Annotated in this window: 12 protein-coding genes; 9 read left to right on the top strand and 3 right to left on the bottom strand. The window is 72.1% G+C overall.

Annotation, left to right across the window (positions count from 1 at the left end; all coding sequences use genetic code 11):
* The first annotated feature begins 140 nt into the window (after positions 1-140).
* Both IE290_RS33910 and IE290_RS33905 read left to right on the top strand, forming a co-directional pair.
* Complete coding sequence (locus IE290_RS33910) at positions 141-1076, top strand: TauD/TfdA dioxygenase family protein (protein ID WP_191248821.1); 936 nt, start codon at positions 141-143, stop codon at positions 1074-1076.
* A gap of 17 nt (positions 1077-1093) precedes the next feature.
* Positions 1094-1528: a limonene-1,2-epoxide hydrolase family protein gene (locus tag IE290_RS33905; protein ID WP_191248820.1), complete on the top strand. Its 435-nt coding sequence runs from the start codon at positions 1094-1096 to the stop codon at positions 1526-1528.
* A 299-nt stretch (positions 1529-1827) separates the two neighbouring features.
* On the opposite strand, the gene trxA is transcribed toward IE290_RS33905, so the two are convergent.
* The 3 genes from trxA to IE290_RS33890 are packed head-to-tail and all read right to left on the bottom strand — an operon-like array spanning position 1828 to position 3172.
* Positions 1828-2175: a thioredoxin gene (gene trxA / locus IE290_RS33900; protein WP_191248819.1), complete on the bottom strand. Its 348-nt coding sequence runs from the start codon at positions 2173-2175 to the stop codon at positions 1828-1830.
* A complete protein-coding gene (locus tag IE290_RS33895; protein WP_191248818.1) occupies positions 2172-2570 on the bottom strand; it encodes a MerR family transcriptional regulator in 399 nt (132 codons plus the stop codon). Before IE290_RS33895 ends, trxA begins: the two co-directional genes overlap by 4 nt.
* A gap of 29 nt (positions 2571-2599) precedes the next feature.
* Positions 2600-3172 (bottom strand): DinB family protein, encoded by a 573-nt coding sequence (locus IE290_RS33890; protein WP_191248817.1) that lies wholly within the window; start codon positions 3170-3172, stop codon positions 2600-2602.
* 52 nt (positions 3173-3224) lie between these two features.
* Here IE290_RS33890 and dinB point away from each other — a divergent pair, with 52 nt between their 5' ends.
* The 7 genes from dinB to IE290_RS33855 all read left to right on the top strand — a co-directional run bounded on the left by dinB (position 3225) and on the right by IE290_RS33855 (position 11761).
* Positions 3225-4421: a DNA polymerase IV gene (gene dinB, locus IE290_RS33885; protein WP_191248816.1), complete on the top strand. Its 1197-nt coding sequence runs from the start codon at positions 3225-3227 to the stop codon at positions 4419-4421.
* Between the two features lie 528 nt (positions 4422-4949).
* Complete coding sequence (locus tag IE290_RS33880; RefSeq protein ID WP_191248815.1) at positions 4950-6458, top strand: ArnT family glycosyltransferase; 1509 nt, start codon at positions 4950-4952, stop codon at positions 6456-6458.
* Between the two features lie 91 nt (positions 6459-6549).
* Positions 6550-7338 carry a polysaccharide deacetylase family protein gene (locus tag IE290_RS33875; RefSeq protein ID WP_191248814.1) on the top strand — a complete coding sequence of 263 codons (789 nt, stop codon included), beginning with the start codon at positions 6550-6552 and terminating at the stop codon, positions 7336-7338.
* A gap of 84 nt (positions 7339-7422) precedes the next feature.
* A complete protein-coding gene (locus IE290_RS33870; RefSeq protein WP_191248813.1) occupies positions 7423-8370 on the top strand; it encodes an ABC transporter substrate-binding protein in 948 nt (315 codons plus the stop codon).
* Positions 8357-9268, top strand: a complete 912-nt coding sequence (locus tag IE290_RS33865) for an amino acid ABC transporter permease (protein ID WP_191248812.1) — start codon at positions 8357-8359, stop codon at positions 9266-9268. Before IE290_RS33870 ends, IE290_RS33865 begins: the two co-directional genes overlap by 14 nt.
* A 1-nt stretch (position 9269) precedes the next feature.
* Positions 9270-10034, top strand: a complete 765-nt coding sequence (locus IE290_RS33860; RefSeq protein ID WP_191248811.1) for an amino acid ABC transporter ATP-binding protein — start codon at positions 9270-9272, stop codon at positions 10032-10034.
* A complete protein-coding gene (locus IE290_RS33855; RefSeq protein WP_191248810.1) occupies positions 10034-11761 on the top strand; it encodes an aminotransferase class V-fold PLP-dependent enzyme in 1728 nt (575 codons plus the stop codon). Before IE290_RS33860 ends, IE290_RS33855 begins: the two co-directional genes overlap by 1 nt.
* Positions 11762-11766 lie beyond the last annotated feature (5 nt).

Raw genomic sequence — 11766 nt, 5'->3', positions numbered from 1 at the left:
GCAAACCCTACGGCCTGGCAGGGTCCCACGGTCAGTTCTTTCCCGCACGAGATGACCACATACTGGACGTATCTTGCCGCCTCCGGTGACTCGCGGTGATCATCGAACCCTGTCCGCGATCATCCCGGGAGGTCCGCGAAATGTCCGTCGAGCTGCCCGAACGCGTCCACCGCCTGCGCTCGGCCGAGGTTCCGGACGACGGCATCCTCGAGGGTCCGCGGCTCCTCTCGCGCCTGCACGAGAACGCCAGGTCGCGCGCCTACGAGATGTTCCACTTGCGCCCGCTGGGCCGCGTGATCGGCGCCGAGATCACCGGGGTGGACCTCAGCAGGCCGCTCACACCGGAGCTGCGGGACGAGCTGAACCGGGCGCTGCTGGAGTGGAAGGTGCTGTTCTTCCGCGACCAGGACATCACTCCGGCGCAGCAGCGGGCGTTCGCGCGCAACTGGGGTCCGCTGGAGACCAACCCGTTCCTGCCCTCCGGCGACTCCGACGAGGTCACCCGGTTCGCCCGCGGCGCCGGGATGCCCGGGTTCGAAAACATCTGGCACACCGACGTCACCTGGCGTCCGGAGCCCGCGCTCGGCTCGGTGCTGCGCCTGGTCGAGGTGCCGCCGCTCGGCGGCGACACGCTGTGGGCCGACATGGCCGCCGCCTACGACAACCTGCCGGCCGAGGTGCGCGAGCGGATCGACGGCCTGCGCGCGGTGCACGACTTCGTGCCCGGTTTCGCCCGCTTCGCCGACCACGACCTGCTGGCCCGCTGGCAGGACCGCTTCCCGCCGGTCGAGCACCCGGTGGTGCGCACGCACCCGGAAACCGGGCGCAAGACCTTGTTCGTCAACCAGGCTTTCACCACGCACATCGTCGGGCTGGACCGCGCCGAGAGCGACCGCCTGCTGCGGCTGCTGTTCGCGCAGGCGCACGTGCCGGAATACCAGGTGCGGTTCTCCTGGCGGCCGAACTCGGTGGCGTTCTGGGACAACCGCGCCACGCAGCACTACGCGGTCAACGACTACCACCCGCACGCCCGGGTCGCCGAACGCGTCGCGATCGCCGGTGATCGCCCGTTCTGACCGGTTAGCCTGGGTCCATGGCGGACCCGAAGAGCACGGTGACCTCGTTCCTGACGGCCCTCGAACGCGACGACGTCGAAGGCGCGCTGTCCTTCGCCGACCCGGACGTGGTGTACCAGAACGTCCCGCTGCCGCCGGCGCGCGGCATCGCGGCCGTGGAGAAGCAGCTGCGGCTGCTCAGCCGCTACCGCATCGGGTTCGAGGCGCGGGTGCACCACATCGCCGCCGACGGCCCGATCGTGCTGACCGAGCGGACCGACGTGCTGCGCGCCGGGAGCTGGGAGACGCGGTTCTGGGTGTGCGGCACGTTCGAGGTGCGGGACGGCCGGATCGTGCTGTGGCGGGACTACTTCGACTGGGCCACCGTGCTCGCCTCGAGCGTGCGGGGCGCGGGCCGGGCCGTCGTCACCGGTGCGTCGACGCTGCTGGCCCGGGCTCGCCTACGGGACTGACGCGGGTACCACCGCAGGCAGGTCACCAGCGCGATGCGCGGCCGACGACCAGGCGCTGGGCCATGTGGGCGGTGAACGTCCGTGCCGGGGTCGACAGCGCCACGACGACCACCTGGGCCAGCGCCGGGCCGCGCTCAGGTAGCCGCGGCACACGCCGCCGGACGCCGGCCCGGCGTCCGAAGTGGACTTGTCGCGGAAGTGGTGCCCGTGCGGCGACTGGCGGACACCGTCTCGTCGGCGAACGCGCCCGTGCCGCCGTCCGTCGCACCTCCGGGCAGCGGCCTACCCGGTGGCGCGGGTCATGCGTTCAGTGCCGCGTCGAGTTCGGCGAGCAACCGGGCCTTCGGCCGGGCGCCCACCCACTGCGCCACCGGTGCGCCGTCGCGGAACAGGACCAGCGTCGGCATCGACATCACCTGGAGGTCACGCGCGACGCGCTGGTTCTCGTCGCAGTTGATCTTGCGGATGGTCAGCGTGCCGGCCCGCTCGGCGGCGATCTCGGCGAGCACCGGCGCGATCATGTGGCACGGCGGGCACCACTGCGCCCAGAAGTCGACCAGCACGGGCCCCTCGTGGCGCAGCACCTCCGCCTCGAAGGTCTCGTCGGTGACGGCGAGCACGGCGCCGGCGGTGTCGGTGGCGGTCATCGGGACTCCTCGAACGAAGTGGTGACCCGGCACGGGCCGGGTTCTCGGTCCAGCGCCTCGGTGAGCTTGGCGCGCAGGTCGTCGCGCACGGCGTGCAGCCGGTCCAGGAAGGCCTCGACCTCGGCGAGCTTGCGCTCGTAGACCTCGATCGAGTCGGCGCACGAGTCCCCGGTCTCGTGGCCCGCCCGCAGGCACTCCACGAACGGCCGGGTGTCGTCGAGGCTGAACCCGACCGCCTGCAGCGTCTGGATCTCCTTGACGAGCCGGAAGTCCTCCTCGCCGTACTCGCGGTAGCCGTTGGGCGCCCGGCGCGCGGCCAGCAGCCCCTGTGACTCGTAGAACCGCAGCGCGCGCGTGGTGGTCCCGGCCCGCTGCGCCAGCTCCCCGATTCGCATGTGATCGAGCGTAAAGGTTGCCGCTGACGTCAAGGCAAGGATTCGCGCGCGACCCGCTCCAGGCGCTCCCGGTAGTCGGCCCACCACTGCTTGTCGGCGTCGGGCAGGTTGCCGGTGCCGGGACGCATGCCGGCGGCGCCGTCGACCAGTTCGCGGACGATGTCCGCGTGGCCGGCGTGGCGCTGGGTCTCGGCGATCATGTGCACGAGGACGCGGTGCAGGGTGACCGGCTCCCGGCCGGGGATGTGGCCGACGGCGTCCAGCGCGAGCGCGCCGATGGTGGCGTCCGCGTGCGCCCAGGCCTGGCGGTAGAGGGCGACGATCTCCGCGCTGGATTCGTCCGCGCGCGCCCACATGTCGGCGTTGGGTTCGGCGTCGGACAGCCAGGGCAGCTCGCGGCCGAACGGGCGTCCGAAGGTGGCCCCGAAGTACCCGAGTTCGCAGCCGATGAGGTGCTTGACCAGGCCGAGCAGGTTGGTGCCGGTCGGGGTCATCGGGCGGCGCATGTCGTATTCCGACAGGCCCTCGAGCTTCCAGAGCATCACCTCGCGGGCCTGCTGGAGGTACCGGTGCAGATCGTCCTTCGGATCGTTCTCGGCCATGCGGACAGCGTCCCACCGAAGACCGGAAATTGTCGGGGGTGGGTGCGAACATGTGTTCGTGACGAACGAGGGCCCGATCCTGCACGCCGACCTGGACGCGTTCTACGCGTCGGTCGAGCAGCGTGACGACCCGTCGTTGCGCGGGCGGCCGGTGATCGTGGGAGGTGGGGTGGTGCTGGCGGCGAGTTACGAGGCCAAGGCGCGCGGGGTGCGCACGGCGATGGGGTGCGGCCAGGCGCTGCGGCTGTGCCCGTCGGCGGTGGTGGTGCCGCCGCGGATGTCGGCCTACAGCGCGGCGAGCAAGGCGGTGTTCGCCGTGTTCGAGCAGACCACGCCGCTGGTGGAGGGGCTGTCGATCGACGAGGCGTTCCTCGACGTCGGTGGGCTGGCCAAGATCGCCGGCTCGCCGAGCGAGATCGCGGCCGGCCTGCGGCGTGCGGTGGCCGAGCAGGTCGGGCTGCCCATCACGGTCGGGGTGGCGCGCACGAAGTTCCTCGCCAAGGTCGCCAGCGGGGTGGCGAAACCGGACGGGCTGCTCGTGGTGCCGCACGATCGTGAGCTGGAGTTCCTGCACCCGCTGCCAGTCGAGCGGTTGTGGGGCGTCGGGCGGGTGACGGCGGAGAAGCTGCACGCGCGGGGCATCCGGACGGTGGGGCAGGTCGCCGAGCGGGGCGAGGCGGAGCTGGTGGCGTTGCTCGGCCGGGCCGGTGGGCGGCACCTGTTCGCGCTGGCGCACAACCGGGACCCCCGCCCGGTGGTCGTCGGGAGGCGGCGGCGGTCGATCGGGGCGCAGCGGGCGCTGGGGCGGCGGGCGCGTTCGCCGGACGAGCTGGACGAGATCGTGGCCGCGCTGACCGACCGGCTGGCGCGGCGGTTGCGGGCCGCGCACCGCGTGTGCCGGACGGTGGTGCTGCGGATGCGGTTCGGCGACTACAGCCGCGCGACGCGGTCGCAGACGGTGCCGCACCCGACGGCGCACACCGAGGACATCCTCGCCACCGCGCGGGGCCTGCTGGCCGCGGCGATGCCCATGATCCGGGAGCGGGGGATCACGCTGATCGGCCTCGCACTATCCAACTTGGACAACGACACGCCGTTGCAACTGGAGCTGCCCTTCGGCGAACACCCACCGGACGCCCTGGACGCGGCGCTGGACCAGGTGCGCGACCGCTACGGAGCGAAAGCGGTGACGCGAGCGATGCTCCTCGGCCACGACGACGGCCCGACGGTGCCCCTGCTACCGGATTAGGAGCGTGCCCACGGATCAGGAGCGTGCCTATGGATTAGGAGCGTGCCCCTGCGGACCGGTGGCCTGCAGCCGGCGGGCCGTGGCCCCTGGCCCGTGGCCCGTGCCCCGTGGGGCCCGTGGCCGTGGAGCCGGTTGCCCGGGAGCCCGTTGGGCCCGCGGCCCTTGGAGCGGGTGACCCATGGCCCGCACCCCGCGGGCCGCGGGCCGTGCGCCGTGGGCCGCGGGCCGTGCGCCGTGCCGCGGGCGGTGCGCCGCCGCGGGCCGTGGGCCGCGGGTCGTGCGCCGTGCGTCGTGCGTCGCGGGCCGGGGGCCGTCGGCCACGGGCCGTGCACCCTGGCCCCTGGCCCGATTGGAGCGCGATGCTGCTGCCGCATCAAGAGCCGCACCGTGACTGTCCGATCACGACACGCGCCTGCGGGCGGCACGGGGGAAGCGGTCGATGCGACCGTTTGGAGCCTTGCGCGCCCCGGGGGCGCGGGCCACCGTGAGGGGCCTGCGGGGCGCGCGCAGGTCGGGGGGGAGAACGACATGACCGGCACGACAACCGAACCCAGCACACCCACCGCCCAGCCGCTGCCCCAGTTCGCCGCCGGGCCGGTTGGGCTTGTCCTCGCCGGGCAGGCTCTTGTGCTCAGCCTGGCCTCACCGCGCTACGGGTTCCACCGCGACGAGCTGTACTTCCTCGCCGCCGGGAAGCGGCTCGACTGGGGATATGTCGACCAGCCGCCGCTCACGCCGTTGCTCGCCCGGGCCGGGGCGGCCGTGTTCGGCGACAGCCCGGCCGGCGTGCGGGCACTGGCCACCGTCGCGGCGCTGGTCACCGTCGCGCTCGTGGCGCTCGTCGCCCGCGAGCTGGGTGGCGGGCGCAGCGCGCAGACCCTCGCGGCGGGCGCGGCGGCCCTGTCGTCGTTCGTTCTCGTCGTCGGGCACATGCTCGGCACCGCGACCTTCGACCTGCTCGTGTGGGTGGCGATCGGCCTGCTCGCCATGCGACTGCTGCGCACCGGCGACGGCCGGTGGTGGCTCCCGATCGGCGCGGTGGCCGGGGCGGGCCTCGCCAACAAGTGGCTCCTGCTGATGCTGCTCTCGGCACTGGGCATCGCCGTGCTCGTCACCGGGCCGCGTCAGGTGTTCCGCAGCGCGTGGCTGCCCGCGGGCGTCGTCATCGCGGCCGCGCTCGCCGCGCCCGTCGTGTGGTGGCAGGCCGCGCACGGCTGGCCCCTGCTCACCGTCGCCTCCGGGATCAGCTCGGACGACGGCGCGGAGAACCGCGTCCTGTTCGTGCCGCTCCAACTGGTCTACCTCTCACCGGTGCTGGTGCCGGTGTGGCTCGCCGGGATGGTGCGCCTGTGGCGGGACCCACGGCTGCGGTGGGCACGCGCCCTGGTCGTGGCCTACTTCGTGGTCTGCGTCGAGCTGCTCGTCCTGGGCGGCAAGCCGTACTACTCGATCCCGCTGCTCGTGCTGCTGATGGCCGCGGGCGCCGAACCCACCGTGCGCTGGCTCGCCCGCGGACGGCGCGCGGCCCGGCGCGGGCTCGCCGGCGGGCTCGCGGTCATCGGCACCGCGATGTCGGTCGTCGTGGCGTTGCCGGTGCTGCCGCCGGACGGGCTCGACCCGGTGCTGGCGATGAACAAGGAACAGGGCGAGCAGGTCGGCTGGCCGGAGTTCACCGCCACGGTCGCCGGCGTCTGGCGCCGGATCCCGGCTCCGCAGCAGGCCACCGCGGTGATCCTGACCCGCAACTACGGCCAGGCCGGCGCGATCGAGCGCTACGGCCCCGAACTCGGCCTGCCGCAGCCCTACTCCGGGCACATGTCCTACGCCGACTGGGGACCGCCGCCGGACAGCCACACCGGCCCGGTCGTCCTGGTCGGCGCCACCACCATGGCCGGCCTCGGCGACTGCCGCGTCGCCGCCGAACACGACAACGGGCTCGGCCTCGACAACGACGAACAGGGCACGGTCATCACGCTCTGCGACACCGTCACCCAACCCTGGTCGCAACTCTGGCCGCAGCTACGGCATTTCTACTGAGCCACCTTTTCGGACACGCCCCGAATTCCCCCGACCGAATCAGTTTTCACTCTATTGTGCGCGGGCGACGTCGCGATTCGTGGAGGTGCCCATGCGCTATCAAGTGCTGCGCCCGCCGTACTGCTACCGATGGGCCGCCCTGATCTCCGCGGTGCTCGTGACGATCTCGCTGATCATTTCGCTGTCCTGGTCCGGCGCCGAAGGCACCCCCGCCACGCCGCCACCCGAAGCAGGACAACAAATCGGCGCCGCCACCACGTCCAGCCCGCCCCCGGCGCCGGGCGCGCCCGTCCGCACCACCGCGCGCCCCGGCCGGTTCGTGGCGCTGACCTTCGACGACGGCCCCGACCCCGCCTACACGCCGCAAGTTCTGGACCTGCTGGCGCGGCACGGCGCGGTCGCGACGTTCTGCATGGTCGGCGCGCAGGTGCGCCGCCATCCCGAACTCGTGGAACTGGTCGTTGAGCGCGGAATGCGGCTGTGCGACCACACCGTCAGCCACGACGAGGAACTCGCGAAGCGGAACGAGGCGCGCATTTCCGCGGACATCACCGGAGCGCGGGCGGATCTGCGGCTCGCGGCCGACGGGGACGTTCCCGTTCCCTATTTCCGCGCGCCCGGCGGGAACTGGTCCGACACGATCACCGCGATCGCTTCCCGCGAAGGGATGACGTCATTGGGCTGGTCGGTCGATTCGCGCGATTGGACGCTTCCGGGCGCCCCCGCGATCGTGGCGACCGTGCAGCAGGCCGTGCACCCCGGCGCGGTGATCCTGCTCCACGACGGCGGCGGCCAGCGGCGACAGACCGTCACCGCCCTCGCCGAACTCCTCCCCTGGTTGATCGCGCAGGGTTACCAGTTCGACTTCCCCGCCACCTGACGACCGAATTTCAACTCACAGTTGACGTCTTCAACACCCGGTTGTAGCGTCCCTGCTCATCGTTCGATCGGGTGAGGAGATGCCATGTCTGCGAAGTCACGGGTGACGCGCTGGGGTGCGCTGGTCGCCGGCTGCCTGCTGTTCACGGCGGCCTGCGGTGGCGGGTCCGACGGCGCCGGAGGCGGCGGCGCCGCGACCGGCCCGGGCGTTCCGGACACCGCGGCCATCCTGCAGGGCGTCACCAAGGACCCGCAGCTCGCGGCGGGCCTGCCGGCTCCCATCGCGCAGGCCGGCAAGCTCAACATCGGCTCGAACATGCAGTCCGCGCCGAACAACTTCTACTCCGCCGACGGCAAGACCCCGGTCGGGTTCGAGGTCGACATCGCCAAGGCCGTCGCGGCCAAGCTCGGCCTGACCGCCCAGCACACGGACATGGCGTTCGGCTCGCTGATCACCAGCCTGCAGTCCGGCCGGCTCGACCTGACGATGGCCGGGATGAACGACACGAAGGCCCGCCAGCAGCAGATCGACTTCGTGGACTACTTCACCTCCGGCATCACGATCATGGTCCGCAAGGGCAACCCGGACGGCATCACCGGCCCGGACTCGCTGTGCGGCAAGACCGTCGCGGTCGTGCAGGGCACCAGCCACCAGACCTTCGCCGCCGAGCAGAGCACCAAGTGCGTCCAGGCCGGCAAGCCGGAGATCACCACGACGGCCACCGACAGCGATTCGCAGAACCAGAACCAGCTGCGCACCGGCCGCGTCGCCGCCATCCTCAACGACCTGCCGACCGCCGCCTACGTCAGCCAGAACGCGGGTGGCGGCGAGTTCTTCGAGGTCGTGCCCGGCGAGCCGATCAACGGCGGCCCCTACGGAATCGGCGTCAACAAGGCCAACCCGCAGCTGCGCGACGCGGTCGAGAAGGCCCTGACCGCGCTGGTCGACGACGGCACCTACGGCAAGATCCTCGACGCGTGGGGTGTGAAGCAGGGCGCGATCACGAAGGTGACGGTCAATGCCGGAAGCTGACCTGACCACCCGGGTGCCGCAGGCCGAACTGCCCATCGTGCGCCTGCGGCACTGGGGCCGCTGGGTCTCGGCGGTGGTCATCCTCGCCCTGCTGGCCGTGCTCGGCGTGGTGCTGGCGCAGGCGCGGATCTCCTACGACACGGTGCCGGAGTTCCTGTGGTACCGGGTGATGGCCGTCGGCCTGCTCAACACCGTCCTGCTGGCGGTGATCGCGCAGGCCGTGGCGATCGTCATCGGCGTCGTGATCGCGCTGATGCGCCGCTCGGCCAACCCGGTGGCCCGCGTCGTCGCCGCCGTCTACATCTGGCTGTTCCGCGGGCTGCCGGTGCTGCTGCAGATCCTGATCTGGTTCAACCTGGCGCTGGTGTTCGAGTTCGTCTCGATCCCGCTGCCGTTCACCGGCGGCTACCTGGTGCACGAGCCGACCAACGTCATCGTCAGCGCGTTCGTCGCCGCGCTGCTCGGCCTCGCGCTCAACGAGAGCGCCTACATGGCCGAGATCGTGCGGGCCGGCCTGAACAGCGTGGACCGCGGGCAGACCGAGGCGGCGAAGTCGATCGGCATGACCCCGGCCATGACGCTGCGCCGGATCGTGCTGCCGCAGGCGATGCGGGTCATCATCCCGCCGACCGGCAACGACTTCATCAACATGCTCAAGGGCACGTCGATGGCGTCGGTGATCGGCGTGACCGAGCTGATCCACGCGGCCAACAACATCTCGTCGCACAACCTGCTGGTGATGGAGACCCTGCTGGCCGCCGCGATCTGGTACATGGTCGTGGTCACCGTCGCCAGCGTCGGCCAGCACTACCTGGAGCGCGCGTTCGCGGCCGACCAGCACACCGCCCGGCCGTGGTCGCGCGTCGGCCGCGCCCTGACGACCCTGCGGAGGGCCTGACATGACCGAGCCGTTGCTGCGCGCGGTCGGCGTGCGCAAGCACTTCGCCGGCACCGAGGTGCTGTGCGGCATCGACCTGTCCGTCCACAAGGGACAGGTGGTGTGCCTGCTCGGACCGTCCGGCGCGGGCAAGAGCACGTTCCTGCGGTGCGTCAACCACCTGGAGACGATCGACGGCGGCCAGGTGTGGGTGGACGGTGAGCCGATCGGCTTCCGGTTGCACAAGGGCAAGCTGCACGAGCTGCGCGAGCGCGAGGTCGCCCGGCAGCGGCGGGACATCGGCATGGTGTTCCAGCGGTTCAACCTGTTCGCCCACCGCACCGTGCTGCAGAACGTCACCGAGGGCCCGGTCCGGGTCCGGGGCCTGTCCCCCGCCGAGGCCCGCCGGACCGCGCTGGACCTGCTGGACCGGGTCGGCCTCGCGCACCGCGCCGACGCCTACCCCGACCAGCTCTCCGGCGGCCAGCAGCAGCGCGTGGCGATCGCGCGGGCGCTGGCGATGAAACCGAAGCTGATGCTGTTCGACGAGCCGACCTCGGCGCTGGACCCGGAGCTGGTCGGCGAGGTCCTGGAGGTGATGACCTCGCTCGCGTCCGAAGGGATGACAATGGTGGTCGTGACACACGAGATGGGGTTCGCGCGGGAGGTGGCCGACGAGGTCGTCTTCATGGCCGACGGCGCGGTGGTGGAGACCGGGCCGCCCGCACAGGTCCTCGGCGCGCCGGAACACGAGCGCACCCGGCAGTTCCTGGCGCGCATCCTCTGATGGCCAGGATCTCGCCCAGCTACCTGCTCCAGTTCGACGAGCCCGCGGGTTACCTGGACTTCGCCCGCTACGGCCCGCCCTCGCACGCCGTCGTGGACACCACCGCGCGCCTGCTGAACTCCTCCGCCAAGGCCGGCCCGTCCACAGTGGACGACCTGATGCGGCAGGAGGTCCGCGCGAAGGCGGCGGTGGCCCGGTTGTGCGGCACCGACACCGACCACGTCATCCTGCTGCCCAACACCAGCCAGGGCCTGTTCCAGGCCGCGTTCCACGCCCCGCCCGGCGAGGTGCTGGTGTCGGCCGCGGAGTTCCCGGCCAACACCTACCCGTGGGCGCGCGCCGAGGAGGCCGGCCGGATCACGCTGCGCCGGATGCGCCCGCCGCGCGGGTACGTCACGCCGGAGGTGGTGGCGCGGGAGCTGACCGGGGACACCACGCTGGTGTCGGTCAGCGCCGTGGACTTCCGCACCGGCTACCGCGCCGACCTCGCCGCGCTGCGGGAAACCGTCGGTGACCGGCTGCTCGTGGTCGACGGCATCCAGGGTTTCGGTGTGATCGAGGCGCCGTGGGAGGCGGCCGACGTGCTGGTCGTCGGCGGTCAGAAGTGGCTGCGCGCGGGCTGGGGCACCGGTTTCGCGGTGCTGTCGGACCGGGCGCTGGAGCGCATGCGGCCGCTGTTGTCGGGCTGGACCGGCGCGCACGACGCGGGCCTGTTCGACGACGAGATCCACCCGCCGGCGGAGTTCGCGGCGTCGTGGTCGGTCAGCAACCTCAGCCCGGTCACCTCGGGCGCGTTCGCGGCGGCGCTGGAGCTGGTGGAGGAGGCCGGGGTCGCGGCCATCGAGTCGCGCATCGCCGAGCGGGTCGGCGAACTGGAGGAGATGCTGCGCTCGCTGGGCGCGGAGATCGTGTCCGCGACCGGCCGGCGCGCCGGGATCCTCGCGTTCAGCCTGCCCGGGCACCCCGCGGAGCGAGTCGGGGCGGTGCTGGCCGCGGAAGGCATCGCCGCCACCGTGCGCACCGACCACGTGCGGCTGTCCCCGCACGCGTCCACGCCGGCGTCGGCGGTGGAGGCCGTCCGCACCGCGCTGGAATACTTGTCGCGTCCGATGCCGGCCACCCAGGTGCCCACGGCGGCCGCCACCGACTCGGTGCTGTCCGCGCTGGTTCCCGCGGTGAGCGGGCTGGCCGCGATGCTCGGGCCCGGCAACGAGGTCGTGCTGCACGACCTGTCCAAGTTGCCGGATTCGATCGTCGCGATCGCGGGCGGCATCACCGGCCGCGAGCCCGGCGGGCCGATGACCGACCTGCTGCTCGGGCTGGTGCGCCGCGGCACGACGCACGACCTGACCAACTACGAGACCCACGGCCCGGACGGCAGGCCGATCCGCTCGTCGACGATCTTCCTGCGCGATGCCGACGGGGTGGCGATCGGGTGCCTGTGCGTGAACAGCGAGGTGACACAGGGGCCGGCGAGCGAGGTGCGGGCGGAGAGCTTCCCGCCCGACGTGGACAGCCTGCAGCGGTTCCTGGTGGACCGGGCGGTCGCGCAGACCGGGATCCCGGTGGGGCTGATGAAGAAGAAGCACAAGGCCGCGGTGGTGCGCGAGCTGGACGAGGCCGGGTTCTTCCTGATCAAGGACGCGGTGGACTACCTCGCCGGGGAGCTGGAGGTCACCCGGTACACGATCTACAACTACCTCAACGAGATCCGGGCAGGGGCATAACGCGG

This window comes from Amycolatopsis deserti, assembly GCF_014653945.1.
Taxonomy (GTDB): Bacteria; Actinomycetota; Actinomycetes; order Mycobacteriales; family Pseudonocardiaceae; genus Amycolatopsis_E; species Amycolatopsis_E deserti.
This window is presented reverse-complemented; position numbering and strand designations above follow the sequence as displayed.

What these genes read in the sequence shown, in the direction of transcription:
- IE290_RS33910 (WP_191248821.1), top strand. Translation starts at nt 141, where the DNA reads ATGTCCGTCGAGCTGCCCGAACGCGTCCACCGCCTGCGCTCGGCCGAG.
- IE290_RS33905 (WP_191248820.1), top strand. Translation starts at nt 1,094, where the DNA reads ATGGCGGACCCGAAGAGCACGGTGACCTCGTTCCTGACGGCCCTCGAA.
- trxA (WP_191248819.1), bottom strand. Translation starts at nt 2,175, where the DNA reads ATGACCGCCACCGACACCGCCGGCGCCGTGCTCGCCGTCACCGACGAG.
- IE290_RS33895 (WP_191248818.1), bottom strand. Translation starts at nt 2,570, where the DNA reads ATGCGAATCGGGGAGCTGGCGCAGCGGGCCGGGACCACCACGCGCGCG.
- IE290_RS33890 (WP_191248817.1), bottom strand. Translation starts at nt 3,172, where the DNA reads ATGGCCGAGAACGATCCGAAGGACGATCTGCACCGGTACCTCCAGCAG.
- IE290_RS33880 (WP_191248815.1), top strand. Translation starts at nt 4,950, where the DNA reads ATGACCGGCACGACAACCGAACCCAGCACACCCACCGCCCAGCCGCTG.
- IE290_RS33875 (WP_191248814.1), top strand. Translation starts at nt 6,550, where the DNA reads ATGCGCTATCAAGTGCTGCGCCCGCCGTACTGCTACCGATGGGCCGCC.
- IE290_RS33870 (WP_191248813.1), top strand. Translation starts at nt 7,423, where the DNA reads ATGTCTGCGAAGTCACGGGTGACGCGCTGGGGTGCGCTGGTCGCCGGC.
- IE290_RS33865 (WP_191248812.1), top strand. Translation starts at nt 8,357, where the DNA reads ATGCCGGAAGCTGACCTGACCACCCGGGTGCCGCAGGCCGAACTGCCC.
- IE290_RS33860 (WP_191248811.1), top strand. Translation starts at nt 9,270, where the DNA reads ATGACCGAGCCGTTGCTGCGCGCGGTCGGCGTGCGCAAGCACTTCGCC.
- IE290_RS33855 (WP_191248810.1), top strand. Translation starts at nt 10,034, where the DNA reads ATGGCCAGGATCTCGCCCAGCTACCTGCTCCAGTTCGACGAGCCCGCG.